Origin of the sequence: Georgenia sp. Z1344 (assembly GCF_049856295.1) — a bacterium.
Classification (GTDB): domain Bacteria; phylum Actinomycetota; class Actinomycetes; order Actinomycetales; family Actinomycetaceae; genus JB111.
This window is the reverse complement of sequence record NZ_JBNDMZ010000006.1, coordinates 245310-262332: the sequence shown is the minus strand read 5'-3', so window position 1 is coordinate 262332 and position 17023 is coordinate 245310. Positions and strand designations below refer to the sequence as shown.

The window sequence follows — 17023 nt, the reverse complement described above, 5'->3', positions numbered from 1 at the left end:
GAACGGCAGGCTCGAGCACCTGCGCGGCTCGGCCCTCGGCTTCCGCAACCTGACCAATTACATCGCCCGATCACTACTCGAGACGGGCGGATTCCGACCCCAACTACACCCTCGAATGTGAAGAGCCGGTTTCGCGCGGAAACAGCCGAAGCTCAATGCTGACAAAGTGGTGCCCCTGAGACTGATCTTGCCGCTGGCGACCGCGCCCATATCTGAGACGACCACGAGGTCACCGCGCTGCACCACTATCCGGGACTCAACTGTGCGCAATGTGTCCTTCGCAGGGCATGCACACGTCTCATGACCTTCTAACATCGGCCGTGGCGAAGAGATGCTGGCTGCAAATCTACGCAGGCGTGGTGATACTCGGTCACTTCTCGAGACACGATTCGTCATCAGATGTGCGTATGTGTATGCGGTTAGTGCCGGATGGAGGATGGTGGCGATGTCGACGTTGAGGGCGCTGCTTCACATAGTCTTGATGCATCTTCGTGTCGCCCCCCGTGCACTATGGACGAGGACCAGAGCCAGGGTCAGCAGCAGGAGGCTCCCGTGGTGCTCAGCGACGTTCTTGGCCTGGCGGCGGCGGGGTGGGGAGTCGTCATGGCGATCGCCCCGACTCTGCAGATTCACAGGATGCTGCGAACTCGGTCCGCCGACGATGTATCACTCGGCTATTTCGCCCTGCTCATCCCGGGCTTCCTGCTGTGGGCCTTCTACGGACTGGCCCGGCACGACTGGCCGCTCGTCATCCCCAACACGGTAGCCACGGCCGTGGCACTCGTGACCATCGCCGTTGCGGCCCAACTCAAGAGGAGCAGCGCGCAAGCCGAACCGGACGTCTGAGTCGCACCTCTCGACCGCGAACGGACCCGGCAGGGCAGTCCGGTCGGCCCGAAGCGATTGACCATGCGGATCAGAATCGGCGCGACCTCCTCTGCCAGACGCGCGACAGCCTGGCAGGCTCCGGACGGGAGCGAGATCAATGTCCGAGCTCAACCGCCCTGACGCCCGCGCACTCCTACCGACGGAGAAACGGCCGGCTCCCCGCATCCGGGGAACCAGCCGCTGACGAGTCGCTGTCTCACGAACCACTCGAGTGGAGCTAGGGGGATTCGAACCCCCGACCTTCTCATTGCGAACGAGACGCGCTACCAACTGCGCCATAGCCCCATGCTCCCCGGCGGGCCGGTGAGCGAAGAAAAGTCTAGCACCGCGCAACCCCCTCACCAGCGCCTCGATCCGTGTCCTGCGTCATGCCGAGGGGCCCCGACGACGACGAACGCCACCGCTCGGCAGGGCCGGCCGCAGGTGCGGGTCAGGCGCCCTTCGCCCGGCGGCGCGCGAGTGCGGCGTCGAGGTCGAGGACGGGGGCCTTCGGTGCGTCCGGAGCCGGGGCGTCGGCGCCCGAGCCGGCCACGACGGACCCGGCCGAGCTCGGCCGGGTCGGGCGCAGCGGCACGCGGGCGGACGGCGCGACGGGCGGCTCGAAGGCCGGGGCGGTACGGCGCTGCGCACCCGAGCCGTCGCCGGACCACCGCGAGGCAGGCACGGGCACCGGCGTCCACGCGCCCGGGGCGTCCTCGGTGCGGGGGGCACGAGCAGGACCGTCCTCGCGGACCTCGCCCGACCGACCCAGGGGCTCGGCGGCAGGCTGCGGGTCGCTGTGGGGGGTGAGCTGCGCGGAGGCGACCGTGGCCCAGGTGCGGGCGGCGACGCCGTCGGGGGCGGACGTGGCGGCGCGCCCGGCGGGCGTGGCCTCCTGCTCGTCCGTGTCCGTGCGCTCGGCGTCGGCACGGCTCTCGGCGTCCGTCGAGCCGACCGCGGCGGGCAGCTGTGCGCGGGTCCGGTCCTGGCCCGCCCCGGTCGCGCGCTCCTCGGCGCTCTCACCGGCCTCGAGCTCGCCGGCCGCGCGCGGACGGCGGGCGAGCTCCTTGAGCTCCCCGTCGATCCGACGGATCTCGGCGCGGTCGACCGAGTTGAGCATCCGCCGCTCGCCGGCCGCCCGGACCGACAGGGCCACGACGGCGACGAGCAGCAGGCTCGGCACGATCGCGGCCGCCAGGTGCCAGCCGGCGTAGTGCACGAGCGCCCAGGCGGCGACGGCGAGCAGTCCGAGGACCACCTGGTACATCGTGCGGCGGTTGCGGGCAGCGTCGCGTCGACTCATCCGGGCAGCCCGCTGCGAGCGGGCATGGGCGAGGTCGCGGGCACGCCGCGCCGGCTCGGAGAGGCGGGGCTTGATCGTGCTCATGGCGCGTGACTCCGGTCCGACGGGTAGCAGCAGCGGTGCGGTGGGTCGGTCGGCCGCGCTGCGCGCGACCCGACCGGGATGGCCGGGCGAGGCCCGACCCCGGCGCCCGCCGTCACCGACGGTCGCCACGACCCGCAGCCGGTCGGAGTACCGGTCCTCGAGCCGCGTGGCGGCCATGAGGCGACGGCGGTCCGCGACGGCGGGCAGCGCGTAGACCAGGAGCATGACCACCGCCGCGGCGAGGACGTAGCCCTGAAGATCCACGAATCCCACGCTAGGTCGGCGCGCGGGCAGGATCCGGGAGGCGCGCGGACGTGACAGCGACCGCATTCCGCACCGTTGCGCCGAATCGGACGGCGCCCCTGGCTACGCTGCGACGAGCCCCCCGGGGCCGATGCAGCCGGGCGCCCGCCGCCCCGCATCCCCACCCGACGATCACAGGAGCTCCAGCCCTATGCGCACCACCACCCGGAGGATGACCGCCAGCGTCGCGCTCGCCGCGGCCGCCGCCCTCACGCTCGCCGCCTGCGGGAGCGACGGCGAGGACGCGACGCCCGCCGAGGAGCCGACCTCCGAGGAGGCACCGGAGGAGGAGGAGACCACCGAGGAGACCGAGTCGGAGTCCGAGGAGACCCCCTCCGAGGACGAGGAGTCGGAGTCCGAGGAGACCCCCTCCGACGACGCCGCCGGCGGCGAGTCCCCGAGCGAGTCCGCGAGCGACGAGGGCGGTGCGTCCGCCGGCGCCGGTTCCGCTGCTCCCTGGGCCAACGAGGTCACCGAGGACGGCGAGCTACTCGGCACGATCGAGGCCGGCGACGTGACGGTCGACGTCTACCAGGTCGGCACCGGCCAGGCGACGCGCTCGAGCATCTGGGCGGACCCGGACACCGACGAGCCGATCGTCAACGAGGGCGACGAGGTCCTCATCCTCAACTACGTCGTCACCAACAACGGCGACCCGATCACCCTGACCTACGGGCTGGTCGACGCGGGCCTGAGCTACGACACCTGGCCCTACATGCAGCAGCCGTCCGTCTCCGACACCGACCTGCTCGAGGAGAACGGCGTCAACGACAACGCGGTCAACGGCGACTCGCTCGGCGAGGACACCTACGTCCTCGGCACCGGCGAGCAGTACTCGGTCGGCGAGGTCATGCTCTACCAGCCGGGCGAGGCCTTCACGGTCGAGGTGTCCTACGAGCCCCGCGACGACGCCGGCGAGCGTCTCGGCGAGGAGTTCGAGGGCGAGCTCACCGGCACCGTCGAGTAGTCCGCCGCCGGCGCCCCGCGCGCCGCGCACTCACCGGCCCCGTCCCGCACCCGCGGGGCGGGGCCGGTCCCGTTCCACCGCCGGGCCGGGCCGGGTTCGACCGGCGCCTCGCCCTCGGGCCGTTCGGTCCCGCGTCCTCGGGTCGGTCCCGCGTCCTCGGGTCGGTCCCGCGACCTCGGGTCGGTCCCGCGACCTCGGGTCGGTCCCGCGACCTCGCGTCAGTCCGTCCCGCCCGACGACGAACCGCCGTCGAGATGGCGCCGCACCGCCCCGGGCCCGCGCCCGTGGTCCCCGGCCAGCAGCGCGAACGAACGATGGTCGCGCCAGTCGCCGTCGACGAAGATGAGCCCCCGCCTCGGGCCCTCCTCCGTGAAGCCCAGCTTGGCGACCACGCGCAGGCTCGCCGCGTTCTCCGGCCGCACGTCGATCTCGACCCGGTGGATGCCGAGCTCGTCGATGAGATGGTCGGCCACGAGCGCGACCGCCCGGGGCGCGATCCCCCGCCCGGCCACGTGCCTCGACACCCAGTACCCGATCGATGCCGTCCAGCTGGACCCGCGCGTGACCGGCTGGGCCGTGACGGCCCCGACGATCTCGCCGCCGAGCACGACGACGAACGGCAGCGCCTCCCCCGCGCGTGCCGCCCTGCGGTTGGCCACGACCTGCTCACCGACACTCATCGGTCGCCCGGGCGCGGGTGACCCGGCCATCCACGGCTCGAGCCAGGCCCGGTTCGACTCGAGCAGCGCCTGCCAGGGGCGTCGGTCGCGGCGGCGCAGGCCGCGCAGCACCAGCTCGTCGTCGTGCAGCTCGACGGGCCAGGTGGTAGGCGTGGGCACGCCTGAGAGGGTACGGCCCGCCCACGTCGGGCACCGCCGCGCCACCGCCTACGCCGGGGGCGAAACGGTGGCATCTTCCCCCCTGGTCGCCGCGCCTCGGACCCCGATCCTTGGCATGATGGTGGCCATGCACCGGCGCATCCTTGACCTTCCGCGCGTCGACCATCTCGAGGTCGACGACGCGAAGCAGATCCTTCGGGCGACCGTCAGGGACCACCGCGCGCGACGGCAGGACACCGACCGGGCCCGGGACGGGATCGCGATCGCCCGCCACGTGCTCCCGCTGCTCGACGGCGCACGGACGGTCGCGCACCACGTCTCCCGCCGTGCCGAGCCGCCGTCGCTCCCGACGATCGAGACCCTGCACGAGACGGGCGTGCGGATCCTCCTGCCGGCGCTCGGGCCGGGGCTCGCCCGGGCCTGGGCCACCTTCCGCGGCACCGACGACCTCGCGGAGCGCGCCCCGGGCCGCCCGCTCGAGCCCTCCGGCGACCCGATGCCATCCGAGGCGATCGCGGAGGCCGACGTCGTCGTCGTCCCCGCCCTGGCCGTCGACCGACAGGGCAACCGACTCGGGCAGGGCGGTGGCTGGTACGACCGGGTGCTCAAGCACCTCCCGCCGAGCACGCCGGTCTGGGCCGTCCTTTTCGACGACGAGCTGGTCGACGGCCCGCTCCCCCACGGCCCGCAGGACGTCCGGGTGGCCGGCGTCGTCCAGCCCTCGGGGACCACGAGCCTGCTGCCGCCCGACGACCCGTACGAGACGACGGCCAGCGGGGACAGCGCACCCGCGCGCGGGGCCTGATCCCGGCGCTCAGCCGCCGGGCGTGAGGACGAACCGGTCGTCCTCGGCCTCCTCGACCGCCGCCCGGCTGAACGCCCACGGGAAGGTCTCGCCCTCGGCCCACGCCTCGGCCTGGTCCGTGTAGTGCGCCGAGGCCGGGTGCCCGCTCGTCCCCGAGGTGGTCACCCAGGTCGAGGCGTCGAGGTCCGCCATGTCGACGACCATCCGCATCGACGGTCCCGCGGTGACCGCGTAGCTCGGCCGCCCGTACTCGTCGCGGGCCGAGGTGCTGTAGCTCGTCGCGTTGACGACCGCCGAGCCGCCGGGCACGCCGACCGGCTCGGGGTTGACGTACCGCCGCACGAGGCCGGGCACCCCGTCCCCGCCGAGCACCGGGTGCTGCGGCGCGAAGACATGGAGGTCGCCCCAGCGCCAGGTCGACGGGTCCTTCCCGAGGCGGGCGGTGAGCTGGTGGCGCCCCTCGACGAGCGCCTGGCCGAGGATCTCGTCCCGGGTCTCGACCACGTTGACGGTGGTCCGGTCGTCCCAGTGGCGGTCCGAGGGCTCGGCCAGCATCTGCTCGAGCACGAGGAGCCAGCGGTCCCCACCGTTCGGCGCCTGCGCGTCGGGCAGCTCGTCACCGAGGGTCATCGCGAGGATCTCGACCCACACGGCGTTGAAGTAGGCGGCGCCGGCGGAGTCCACGTCGTTCGGGTAGCCCTGCTCCGCCCAGTCCTCGAGGAGGGCGACGGCCTCGGCCACGAACGGGTCCTCGACGTCGACCTCGAGGAGGTAGGGCACGACCACCTCGCCGAACGGGCTGGCGTCGTCGAGCATGATCTCGTTCGCACCGTCCACGGTCAGCGGCTCACCCGCGGCGAGCCGCTCCTCGAGGAGCGTGCGGATGCGCTGCGAGCGGTACCCCGCGTCGTAGTCCCCCGTGAGGAACGGCTCCGTCCCGGGCGGGAGCACCGCCTGGTTCGCGGCGACGACGAACCCCTCGGCCGGGTTGAGCGCGGCGGGCATGTCCTCCGGCGCGACGAACCCCTGCCAGGCGTAGCGCTCGTCCCACCCGGGGCGCGGCCACGAGCCGTCGGCGGGGAGCTCGGCGTCCGGGACCTCGCCGCGCACGGGGATCCGGCCGGGCGCCTGGTAGCCGATGTCGCCGTCGGCGGTCGCGAACACGATGTTCTGGCTGGGGACCTCGAACAGCTCGGCCGCGGCCGCGACGTCCTCGGCGGTCGCGGCGCGATTGAGGGCGAACACCGCGTCCCCGGTCCGGCCGGGGGTCAGTGCCGTCCACTGCAGCGCCACCGAGTACCCCTCGAAGTGCGCCTCGGGCGAGTCCTCGGGCACGGGGACACCGGCGGCCGCCCGGGTGTCGCCGAGCACCTCGGAGACGATCGGCCCCGCCTCGGTGGACAGGACCTCGAGGGTGACGGGGTCCCCGCCGTCGACGAGGATCGTCTCCGTGCGTCGCTCGAGCGCGAGGCGCTCCTCGCCGCGGAGGTAGGTGCCGTCGGAGAACACCCGCTCGAGCGTGAGGTCCATGACGTCGGCGCCGAGGTTCGTCAGCCCCCAGGACAGCTGGTCGTTGTGGCCGATGATGACGCCCGGCATGCCGGCGAACGAGAAGCCGGTGACGTCGAACGTGCAGTCCGCGTCCAGCTCCACGCAGTGCAGGCCCACCTGGTACCAGAGATTGGGCTGCTCGAGCCCGAGGTGCGGGTCGTTGGCAAGGATCGGCTCCCCCGTCGCCGTGTGCTCCCCGGCCACGACGAACGAGTTGGACCCGATGCCGTCGCCCTCGCCCAGGAGCACCGGCACGGCGTCGAGCGCGCTGCCCGCCGAGCTCACGGCGTCGCCCGCCCGGTGCGAGGTCAGTGAGGAGGCTGTCCCCGCGATCGGGTCGGTGACGGCGCCGCCCAGCGGCCCGGCCCCCGGGATCGGGGCGGCGCCCGGACCGGTGTCGACCTCTGTGCCGGCCTCGGCACCCGGCACGGCTTGCGCGTCCGGTGCGGCGTCGGCGTCCGTCTCCTCGGTCGGCGCCTCCGAGTCACCCGAGGGACTCTCGCCGGGCTCCCCCGACGGGCTCTCGCCGTCCCCCGGAGCCGGGGCGGCGGACGCCGACTCCCCGCCCCCGTCGCCGCCCTCGGGAAGGATCGGGGCGTGCTCCTCGGCAGGGTAGGCCGGGAACAGGCCGTCGACGACCTCGACGTCGCCGAACATCGGCCGCAGGGCGCCCGCGCGCGCCACCTCGTCGTTGTAGTTCCCGCGCAGGTCCCAGGCCATGGCCTTGAGCCAGGCGAGCGAGTCGACGCCCGTCCACGGGTCGATGTCCTCGACGTCCGTGCTGAGGGACAGGACGGTGTACTCCAGGCCGAGCCGGGAGGCCTCGCGGCCGTCGAGGTAGGCGTTCACGCCGTCGGCGTAGGCCGTGTACAGCGCTCGGGACTCCTCGGTGAGCAGCTCCCACTCCTCCTCGGCGACCTCCCGCCAGCCCATCGTGCGGATGACCATGTCGGCCTCGACCGCAGCGGGGACGTCGCCGACGAGCTCCGAGAGCCGACCGGAGGTGACGTGGCGCCGGTAGTCCATCTCGAAGAACCGGTCCTGGGCGTGCACGAACCCGAGCCCCGCCATGAGGTCCTCGTCGGTCTCCGCGTACAGGTGCGGCACGCCCCGTTCGTCGCGCAGCACCTCGACCTCGGCGGTGAGGCCGGGCACCTGCTGCTCCCCCGAGTGGTCCGGCAGGGGTCGCCGGACGAGGTAGGTCGCTACCGCGACGACCGCCACGGACAGGACGAGCACCACGGCGAGAAGACTGACGAGCGCGGTGCGCCACCTGGAGGACGAGGATCGGGCTGCCACCGCCCGAGCGTATGGCGCGCGGGTCGACCGGCGACGCAGGTCACTGCGCGCGTCGAGCCGACGGCGCTAGCATTGGCACTCGACGGGGCCGACTGCTAGCGCCGCCCCACGAGACCGGAGGTCCTCCCAGGTGCCGACGTACGCCTACCGCTGCACGCTGTGCGGCCACGAGCTCGAGGCGAAGCAGTCCTTCACGGACGACGCCCTCACGATCTGCCCCGAGTGCGGCGGCGCCCTCCGCAAGCTGTTCAGCTCGGTCGGCGTGGTGTTCAAGGGCTCCGGCTTCTACCGCACCGACTCGCGCTCCGGGTCCGGCTCGAGCGGATCCGGCTCGTCGTCGAGCGTCGCCGGTTCCTCGTCGAGCTCCTCGTCCGACTCCTCGACCGGCACGACGCCGGCACCCGCCTCCGCGTCGACGTCCGGCTCCACGGGCGCCGGCTCGGGGTCCTCGGGTTCGGGGTCCTCGGGCTCGGGCTCCTCGGGCACGGCAGCGGCCGGCTCCGCCGCCTGACCCACCCGGGCGCACAACGCGCCCTGCCGAAGCCCCGTCCACAGGCGACGACGCCGCGGCGGCCTCCTGCTCTCCCCGCTGCCTAGCGTCGGAGCATGACGAGAGCCACCTCCCCACCCTCCCGCAGCGCCGGGGCCCGCCTGCGCCGCGGCGCGTGGCGCTGGCGCCATGCCGTCGCCGCGGTGTGCCTGGCCGGGGCCGCGTCCGTCGCGATCGGCGAGCTGAGCCCACCACCTCCGACCACCACGACGGCCGTCGCGCTGAGCACCGACCTGCCGGCCGGCCACGTCCTCGGCCGCGGGGACGTCGGCACCCGCGACCTGCCCGTGGGCGACGTGCCGGCAGGGGCGCCGGCCGACGTCGAGGCAGTGGTCGGCCGCCCCCTCGCCGTACGGCTCACCGAGGGCACGGTTCTCGGCGAGGGGATGCTCGCCGGCGCCGGGGTGGCCGCCGCGCCGGGCGAGGTGGTGGTCGCGGTGCTCGTCGCGGACGACGGGAGCGCGCATCTCGCCGAGCCAGGGCTGCGCGTCTCGCTGCTCGCCCCGCCCACCGACGGCGGACCGGCCGAGGTCGTGGCCGAGAACGTGCTCGTGCTGGGCGCCGTCGAGGACGAGGAGGGTGGTCTGCTCGGCGGCGGCGACGAGAGTGACGTCACTCGCATGTATGTTTCTGCAACGCCGGACACCGCTACCCTCCTCGTTGGCTCAAGTGCCTGGACCCCGCTGAGCGTCGTGCTCGGACCGAGCTGACCGGGGGCCGGCGTGAGCCGGCGCGCACCCGGCGCCACTCTCGTCACCCCCCGGTCCCACCCGCACAGATCCTCGGAGGTCAGCATGCTCAACGGTTTCAAGGAGTTCATCTCCCGCGGCAACGCGATCGACATGGCGGTCGGCATCATCATCGGCGGTGCGTTCACGCCGATCGTCACCGCCATCACGGACAACGTCCTGCTCCCGCTCATCGGCGCGATCTTCGGGCAGCCGAACTTCGACACGATCGGCCAGTTCGTCGTCAACGGCGCCACCATCTCGCCCGGAACGATCGTCACCGCGCTCGTCAACTTCCTCCTCATCGCCGCCGCCCTGTACTTCGCGGTGGTCATGCCGATGAACAAGCTCGCCGAGCGTCGTAAGACGGACGAGGAGGAGCCGGAGGAGAAGGCGGACGACGTGCTCGTCCTCGAGGAGATCCGCGACCTCCTGCGCACCCGCAACGTCTGACCGGTACCTCCGCGTCACGCAGGTCCGGCGTCGCCCACCGGCGGCGGACCGACGGCCCATCGCCCCCCGCGGGGCGGTGGGCCGTTCCCGTTCCTGCCCCGGGCAGCGTCCGCGGCACCGCCCCCGGCACGAGCGACGGCGCTCGCGGCGCCCCGGAGGTCCGAGGCGTCCCAGCTGTCGGAGACGTCAGAGGCGGCCGAAGTGCGGTGGGACCTCGCGCAGGAGCCGCTGGTCGGCGGCCGAGGGCGGACCGGACGACGACACAGGCGCGTCGGCCGCAGCGGTGTCCTCGACCGGCTCGGGCGCGTCGAACGCATCCTCCGGCCGGACGAGGTCGCCCTCGGCCAGCCGGCGCCGGTCGGCGGCCGACAGGGCGATGACCCGTCGGCGTCGTCCGGTCACGGCCAGGTTCCGTCGGTGCCCTGTCCGGCAACGTCGTCGGCGTCCGTGCCCGTGGCCGGCGCGGCCGGGGACACCCCGGAGTACGCGCCGCGGCGGGCCGCGACCTCGTCGAGCACCACGCGGCGCAGGCGGTCGGCCTCAGCCTGCGGGTCGAGGAAGATCGAGACGGTGAACGCGCGCTCGACGCGCCAGCCCGCACGCGCGAGCACGGCGCCCCGGTCGAGGCGGCGGCGCAGGCTGTGCTCGCCGGCGTCCTCCCCCGCGTCCGTGAGCACCGCGACGAGGCGCTGCCCCGGCAGGTCCGGGTGGCCGAGCGCGAGAGGCACGTCGACCGCCCCGCGCAGGTCCTCCTCGATGACGAGGCCGAGCCTGCGCAGCCGTCGAACGAGGTCGCCGAGGATCTCGTCCCGGGTGTCCTCCTCGGGCGACCCGGTCGTCTCCGCCGCCCGCACCTCGCCGTACGTCTCCTCGCGCAGCCAGGCCGGCACGGGATCGGGGGTGTCGTCGTCGGGGGTGTCGTCGTCGTGCGCCGCCTCGCCGGCGACCGGGTCGGCGAGGTCCTCCGCGACGGGGCGCTCGTCGCCGTCGTCCTCCGCGTCGACGGCGCCCCCGTCCACGGCGTCGAGCCGGGCCGTCGCCCCCGGGTCCACCCCGGCGTCGTCCGTCGGCCGCTCGGCGGCGACGGCCTCGGCGTCCGCGCCCGACGACGCGGCGTGCTCCACCTCGGCGTCGGGTGCCGACGCGCGCTCGGTGCCCGTCGTCGATCCGTCGCTCGCTCCGGCGACGACCTCGGGATCCGGGCCGGCCTCGCCCGCGGGCGGGGCGCCGACCGCCTGCTCGCCCGCGACCTCGGTCCCGCCGGAGGCCCCGCCCGCGGCGTCGGCCGGTGCCCCGGCGTCGGGCACGGTCCCCGCACCGCCGGCGAGGTCGAGGAGCTCGGCGAGCATGTGCGCGCCCTCGTGGTGGATACGGGTGCGGTCGATGGCGCCGGGGCCGATCGTCGAGACGACGACCAGCGACTCCCGGGGCGCGGCGAGCGCCGTCACCATCCGGGTCCGGCCGTCGGGGCCGGACAGGTCGCCGAAGCGGTGGACGAACCGGCCGTGCGCGTTCGCGCCGAACCCGACCGAGAGCACCACGACGTCGCGGCGCAGACCGCCGGCGTCCGCGAGGTCGGCCACGACGAGCGGCTCGACGAGCCGGGGGTCGAGCGCCGCCTCCAGGCCGGGGTCCTCGGCCGCCGCCTGGGACAGCGCCTCGCGGACGCGCGAGGCGTGCCGCGGGGACGGGGTGACGACCGCGATCGAGGCGAGCGGGGCGTCGTGCACCTCCCGGCTCACGGCGTCGACCACCGCGCGGACCTCGGCGTCGACGCTCTCGACGACCTCCTCGCCCGGCGGGGGCGTCCCGTAGCCCTCGACGAGCTCGAGGCGGACGCCGCCGTCGGGGCGGACGGACGGGACCGGGGCGACGGAGTCCTCGTAGCCGTGCGTGGCGAGCAGCCGAGCCGCGCCGGGCACGAGGGGCCCGCGCACGGCGGGCAGCTCGACGGCGGGCAGGACCTCGGCGAGGGCGTGGGTGGCGCCGCCGGGGTGACGGCGCACGTCCCCGACGACGACGACCTGCCGCGCCCGGCCCGCCACCGAGGCGACCTGCGCGAGCGGCAGCAGCTCGGTGCCGTGCAGCACGACGAGGTCGACGGTGGGGCCCGGCGGGATGATCTGCGCGACCAGGAGCGGGGCGGCCGCCCGGACGGGCCGGATCGTCGGCGCCACCTCGGGATGATCGGCGAGCGCCCGGCCGAGGGTCGCCCCCCGGTCGGCCGCGAGCTGCTCCCACAGGTGGGCCGCCTGGGTCCGGTGGGTGCGCACCGCGCGGCGCAGCCGGTCGGCGGTCGCGGACCGCACGGCCGGGACGAGCGTGGCCCGCTGCTCCGCCTCGCGCCGCTCGAGGTCCGCGAGGTCGGCGGTCAGCTCGGCGGGGTCGCGCCCGGCGAGCGCCGGCTCGTCGGCGAGGACCTGCTCGAGCACGGAGCTCCACCACGCGAGGTCGAGCTCGTCCGCGACGAGGTCGTCCGGCACGGCCCGCTCGACGAGGTCGTCGACGAGCTCGCCGAGCCCCTCGGCGCGCAGCTCGTCGACGAGACGGGTCCGCTCCGGCAGGGTCCGCAGCGCGGTCGTGTCGGCCTCGAGGGCGTCGATCCGTCGCCGCAGCTCCGCCAGGTCGAGGTCCTCGAGCGCGACGGTGTCGTCGTCGGGCTCGAGGACCGCGCCGAGCGCGGCCACGTCCTCGCTCGTCTCGCGCTCGAGCTCGCGGATGTCGGCGAGCCCGTCGGGCAGCCGGGGCCAGCCGCCGCCGGTGGAGTGGCGCCGCCAGATCTCCCGCTGCTCCTGGACGCGCAGCAGCTCGGCGTGCAGGTCGGTGACCGACCGGCCGGGGCGCACGAGGTCACGGGCCTGCCGCGTGAGGCGACGGCGCATCCCCGCGGACAGCTCGACCTCCTGGCTGCGGCGCTCGTTGCGCGGTGCCGTCGCCGCCACCATGTCGGCGGCGGAGTGCTCGAAGATCTGCGGCAGGAAGACGTCGAGCGCGTCGGCCACGCCGTCGAGCATCGCGAGCTGCTCGCGCCATTCCCGCAGGGTGGTGGCCCGTCTGAGACCGGTCTGCACGGCGGTGCTCTGGACGAGGTCGTCGACGGCCGGGAGCTCGACCCGGGTGAGCCGCTGGACCCGGTCGAGCGCGTCGGCGGCCTGCTGGTTGGTGGTCAGCCGCGCGCCGTACCAGGGGGTGCTCGAGCGGCGCAGCGTGAAGGCGCCGAGGATCGCGGCACGCGAGAGCCGGACCGCGGCCCCGCGTCGGGCGTCCCCGGTCAGCGCCCGCAGGTCCTCCCCCGAGATGCGGGCACCGGTGCGGGGTCCGGGCGTGCGGGCGGTGAGGCGGGCGAGCGCCTGCAGGGCGTCGAACAGCGAGACGCCCCAACCGTCGTGGCGGCGGTGGAGGGAGTCGAGCTGCTCGCGCACGCCGGCGCGCGTGGCCCGCAGCTCCTCGCGCGTCCGGGCCACCGTCGCCTGGTCGACCGTGACGGCGGGCGCCTCCATGCCGCGGCGGATCGACCGGGAGGCCTCCTCCCGCCAGCCGCCGTCGGCCCGCAGGTCGAGGACGAGCTCGCCGAGGCCCAGCTCGTGCAGATGGGCGACGGTCGACCGGCCGGTGCGCCGGTCGCCGGGGACGTAGGCGACGGTCCGGCCGTCGGCCGCCGAGGCCGCGAGGATCGCCGCGACGACGCCCACGTCGTCCGCGCCGGGCGGGGCGTCGACGACGAGCTGGTACCCCTGCGTGACGAGGCGCACCGCGCGCTCGCCGGCCACCTCGACGTCCCCGACCGCGCGCTCCTCGTCCGGGTCCGGGTCCGTCCCGTCGTCGGGCGGGAGGGTGGTCGCGAGCGTGCTGCGCGCCTCGAGGTCGCCGGCCAGCGCGGCCACGACGTCGGACGAGGCGAGGTGCGGGACCATCGACTTCAGGTCCTCGACCGCGACCTGTCCCGGGTGCAGGAACGTGCCGACGACGACCCGGTCCTCGATCTCCAGGCCCGGCAGGTACCGCGCGGCGAGCTCGGCCACCCCCGCGAGCGCCTCGCGCTGGCTCGAGGCCGGTCCCAGCGCCGGGAGGTGGTCGGTCGGCTCGCCGGGCAGGCCGGCCTCGGTGAGCGCGCGGGCGAGCACGGGGTTGAGCTCGACGGCGCGCTCGAGGGTGAGCTCGACCTCGCCGTCGGCCGAGACCGGCTGCAGGCGGACGCCGCGCAGGAAGACTGGCGTGCGGATCGTGCGCGCGAGCGGGGCCTCCGCGCCCTCGTCCGCGCGTCGGCCGGCGGGCGGCGCGGTCGGGTCGAGGTCGGCGTCGTGCTCGTCGCCGTCGACCACCGGGGGCGGGAGCGCCGACCAGGTGGCGACCCCGGTCGCGAGGTAGGTCGGGGCCACCCCGAAGCGCTGGGCGAGGTCCTCGGCCCGGGCTCGGACGAGCCGGGCGTGCTGGTGGGCCGCGACGGCGGCGTTGCGCTCCCGCACGAGGTTGGACAGGCGCGTGGGGCGACCCGCGTAGAGCTGGGCGGTGCCGCCGGGGTGGGCGTGGGTGAGGTCGAGGACGGCCTCCCCGAGGTCGTCGTCGTCCCCCAGGCCCTCGGCGCCGAGCGCGGTGAGGTCGGCGACCCACCGCTCGACGGCGCGGGCGACGACGGCGGTCCGGCTCGAGCGGCGCTGCGGCGACGGCGTGCCCGCGCCCTGCCCGGACGCGTCGGACGCCTCCTGCGCCGCCCCCGCACCACCGTCCGGGTGCTGCTCGGGGACGTCACCGTTCGCCGGGTCCTCCGGCGTCGAGGGGGCTGCTCGCCCCGGGCGACGGGCGGGCCGGTCGTGGTCTCCCCGGGCCACGGTCCGCTCGCGCGAGCGGTCGCTGTCCCGGCCGCGGCGGAAGGGCGGGATCGGCGGAGGCGTCATCCCACCAGGGTAGGCGGGGCACCGGCGTGGGGCGCGGAGCACGGGCGCACACCGCCGGAGATGTCGTGCCGCGACGTCGTGCGGCCCGGGCGCCGCACGGATCCTCGCCACGAGTCTCGTCGTCGGGACCTCGCAGGGTGCGGACATGAGAACGGAGCGTGACGCGCAGGGGGGGGCAGGCGTCACGCTCCGTCGAGCACCCATTCTGCCGACGTCGACCGGTCCGCGCAAGCCCCTGAAGGTCGTGCGCGTCACGTCGGCGCCGCGGCGCTCGTGCCCTCGGGCGGATTCGAACCGCCGACACCCGCTTTAGGAGAGCGGTGCTCTATCCCCTGAGCTACGAAGGCCAGAAGGCCCGCCAAGTTTATCGCGCCCGGGCCGCCCGCCCCGCGCGGACCGACCACATGGCGGCCCGGACTGACGGAACGGCATCCCGTGTGGCAGGCTTCACGTCAGGCGCAACGTCGCGCCACGACGATCGGGGGCACCGATGATCGCAACCGTCTCGACGACGCCGACCGCGCTCGTGATCGAGAAGGTCCTGGACACACCGATCGACGCGATCTGGCGCGTCCTGTCCGTGCCCGCCCTCCACGTGGCGGCCGACGCCAGCGACATGCTCCGCGGGGCGCGCTCGCCGCGGCCGATCGAGGCCCTCGGGGACCAGTTCACGATGGACATGCAGCACGGCCAGGAGGGCGCCCACTACGTGACGGTCAACACCGTCAGCGACTTCATCCCCGGACGGTCGATCGGCTGGATCGTCAACGCGCCGGATCGTCGCCTCGGCTGGGGCTGGCGCTACGACCTCACCGCCGTGCGGCCGGGCGGCACGCGCACCCGCGTCCGGCTGACCTACCACTGGGGCGACGCCTCGCCGGAGGCGCTCGCGTCGATCGGCGTCCCCATGCCGGCGATCCCGGCCGAGGTCCTCGAGCGCGGGCTCGAGCTGCTCGAGGTCGAGGCGGCGCTGACCCCCGCGCCGGACGTCGACGAGGGCGCCCCGCCGGTCGCCGGGGCGCCCGGGATCAGCCCCTCCGCGCGGACGTTGCCGCCGTCCGAGCCGCTGCCGGTGCCGGACGGCGCGGAGGATCCGGAGCCGGCCACCCCGGTCGCGGCGCGGGCCGCCGAGGTCTGACCGTGCCCGCCCCCGCCTCCCGGCTGGCCCGGAACTACGCCCCGCTGCCGGTGACGGTGGTGCGCGCGGAGGGTGCCTGGGTCGAGGACGCGGACGGGGCGCGGTACCTCGACCTCCTCGCGGGCTACTCGGCACTCAACTTCGGGCACCGGCACCCGGACCTCGTCGCGGCGGCCCGCGCCCAGCTGGGTCGCTCGACCCTGGTCTCCCGGGCGTTCGACCACGACCTGCTCGAGCCGTTCGCGGCGGCCGCCACGGACCTGACGTCCACCGAGATGCTGCTGCCGATGAACACCGGGGCCGAGGCGGTCGAGTCGGCGATCAAGGTGGCCCGTCGGTGGGGCGCGCAGGTCCGTGGCGTCCCGGCGGAGCGGGCGACGATCGTCGTGGCCGACGGCAACTTCCACGGCCGGACGACGACGATCGTCTCGTTCTCCACGGACCCCGACGCCAGGGAGGGCTACGGCCCGTACACGCCGGGCTTCCGCCACGTCCCGTTCGGGGACGCCGAGGAGCTGGCGGACGCGGTCGACGACGACACGGTCGCGGTGCTCCTCGAGCCGGTCCAGGGCGAGGCCGGGGTGGTCGTGCCGCCGGCCGGCTACCTGCGGGCCGCCCGCTCGATCACCGAGGAGGCAGGGGCGCTCCTCGTGCTCGACGAGATCCAGTCGGGCCTCGGCCGCACCGGCGCCACCCTCGCCCAGGACCTCGAGGGGGTCCGCGCGGACCTCACCACGCTCGGCAAGGCGCTCGGCGGCGGGATCGTGCCCGTCAGCGCCGTCGTCGGCCGTGCGGACGTGCTCGGCGTCCTCACCCCCGGCAGCCACGGGTCGACCTTCGGCGGGAACCCCCTCGCGTGCGCGGTGGGGATCGCCGTGTGCGAGCTGCTGGCGGACGGCACGATCCAGGCCCGGGCGACCCGCCTCGGCGAGCTGCTGGGGGCCCGCCTCGACGCGCTCGTGGCCGACGGTCTGCTCGCCCGCGCGCGGCGCATCGGGCTGTGGGCCGGGATCGACCTGCCGGGCGGCCTCACGGTGGACGGACGGCGCGCCGACGGGCACGACCTCTGCGTCGCGCTCGCGCGTCGCGGGGTCCTGGCCAAGGACACGCACGGCGCCACCGTGCGCCTCTCCCCTCCCCTGACGATCGACGAGGCCGACCTCGAGGCCGCGCTCGACGCCCTGCGCGCGGCGCTCGTGGAGCTCGCGGCCTGACGGACGCTGAGCCAGGCCCGTTCCGTC

General features: G+C 75.1%; 13 protein-coding genes and 2 tRNA genes. 8 read left to right on the top strand and 7 right to left on the bottom strand.

The features are described from left to right. The first annotated feature begins 552 nt into the window (after positions 1-552). A complete protein-coding gene (locus tag ACPYO6_RS08750; RefSeq protein WP_425714469.1) occupies positions 553-846 on the top strand; it encodes a SemiSWEET family sugar transporter in 294 nt (97 codons plus the stop codon). Positions 847-1100: 254 nt separating this feature from the next. Here the strand turns inward: ACPYO6_RS08750 and ACPYO6_RS08745 are convergent. Together ACPYO6_RS08745 and ACPYO6_RS08740 are read right to left on the bottom strand one after the other, a co-directional pair. Continuing rightward, positions 1101-1173: transfer RNA gene (locus ACPYO6_RS08745), tRNA-Ala, on the bottom strand. A gap of 145 nt (positions 1174-1318) precedes the next feature. Further along, positions 1319-2518: a hypothetical protein gene (locus tag ACPYO6_RS08740; protein WP_425714468.1), complete on the bottom strand. Its 1200-nt coding sequence runs from the start codon at positions 2516-2518 to the stop codon at positions 1319-1321. 211 nt (positions 2519-2729) lie between these two features. Between ACPYO6_RS08740 and ACPYO6_RS08735 the strand changes: the two genes are divergently transcribed. After that, a complete protein-coding gene (locus ACPYO6_RS08735; protein ID WP_425714467.1) occupies positions 2730-3524 on the top strand; it encodes a hypothetical protein in 795 nt (264 codons plus the stop codon). 218 nt (positions 3525-3742) lie between these two features. On the opposite strand, the gene ACPYO6_RS08730 is transcribed toward ACPYO6_RS08735, so the two are convergent. After that, positions 3743-4363 carry a GNAT family N-acetyltransferase gene (locus ACPYO6_RS08730; protein ID WP_425714466.1) on the bottom strand — a complete coding sequence of 207 codons (621 nt, stop codon included), beginning with the start codon at positions 4361-4363 and terminating at the stop codon, positions 3743-3745. A gap of 127 nt (positions 4364-4490) precedes the next feature. On the opposite strand from ACPYO6_RS08730, the gene ACPYO6_RS08725 reads away from it, so the two are divergent. Next, positions 4491-5168, top strand: coding sequence for a 5-formyltetrahydrofolate cyclo-ligase (locus ACPYO6_RS08725; protein WP_425714465.1), 678 nt, complete (start codon positions 4491-4493; stop codon positions 5166-5168). 9 nt (positions 5169-5177) lie between these two features. Here the strand turns inward: ACPYO6_RS08725 and ACPYO6_RS08720 are convergent, their stop codons facing one another. Further along, positions 5178-8018: a penicillin acylase family protein gene (locus ACPYO6_RS08720; RefSeq protein WP_425714464.1), complete on the bottom strand. Its 2841-nt coding sequence runs from the start codon at positions 8016-8018 to the stop codon at positions 5178-5180. 130 nt (positions 8019-8148) lie between these two features. Here ACPYO6_RS08720 and ACPYO6_RS08715 point away from each other — a divergent pair, with 130 nt between their 5' ends. The 3 genes from ACPYO6_RS08715 to mscL all read left to right on the top strand — a co-directional run bounded on the left by ACPYO6_RS08715 (position 8149) and on the right by mscL (position 9749). Then, positions 8149-8529 (top strand): FmdB family zinc ribbon protein, encoded by a 381-nt coding sequence (locus ACPYO6_RS08715; protein ID WP_425714463.1) that lies wholly within the window; start codon positions 8149-8151, stop codon positions 8527-8529. 95 nt (positions 8530-8624) lie between these two features. Continuing rightward, positions 8625-9278 carry an SAF domain-containing protein gene (locus tag ACPYO6_RS08710; RefSeq protein ID WP_425714462.1) on the top strand — a complete coding sequence of 218 codons (654 nt, stop codon included), beginning with the start codon at positions 8625-8627 and terminating at the stop codon, positions 9276-9278. Positions 9279-9362: 84 nt separating this feature from the next. Beyond that, on the top strand, positions 9363-9749 hold the full coding sequence (gene mscL, locus ACPYO6_RS08705; RefSeq protein ID WP_425714461.1) for a large conductance mechanosensitive channel protein MscL: 387 nt from the start codon (positions 9363-9365) through the stop codon (positions 9747-9749). Between the two features lie 186 nt (positions 9750-9935). Here the strand turns inward: mscL and ACPYO6_RS08700 are convergent, their stop codons facing one another. From ACPYO6_RS08700 to ACPYO6_RS08690, 3 genes are all read right to left on the bottom strand, one after another. Then, the gene (locus ACPYO6_RS08700; RefSeq protein WP_425714460.1) at positions 9936-10151 is read right to left on the bottom strand and encodes a hypothetical protein; all 216 of its coding nucleotides are present in this window, start codon (positions 10149-10151) and stop codon (positions 9936-9938) included. After that, the gene (locus ACPYO6_RS08695; RefSeq protein ID WP_425714459.1) at positions 10148-14644 is read right to left on the bottom strand and encodes a hypothetical protein; all 4497 of its coding nucleotides are present in this window, start codon (positions 14642-14644) and stop codon (positions 10148-10150) included. Before ACPYO6_RS08695 ends, ACPYO6_RS08700 begins: the two co-directional genes overlap by 4 nt. Positions 14645-14918: 274 nt before the next feature. Continuing rightward, positions 14919-14991: transfer RNA gene (locus ACPYO6_RS08690), tRNA-Arg, on the bottom strand. Between the two features lie 143 nt (positions 14992-15134). Here ACPYO6_RS08690 and ACPYO6_RS08685 point away from each other — a divergent pair. Together ACPYO6_RS08685 and rocD are read left to right on the top strand one after the other, a co-directional pair. Further along, positions 15135-15782, top strand: a complete 648-nt coding sequence (locus tag ACPYO6_RS08685; protein ID WP_425714458.1) for a hypothetical protein — start codon at positions 15135-15137, stop codon at positions 15780-15782. A 2-nt stretch (positions 15783-15784) separates the two neighbouring features. Further along, entirely contained in the window at positions 15785-16996 is a 1212-nt protein-coding gene (gene rocD, locus ACPYO6_RS08680) for an ornithine--oxo-acid transaminase (protein WP_425714457.1), read from the top strand. Positions 16997-17023: the final 27 nt, after the last annotated feature.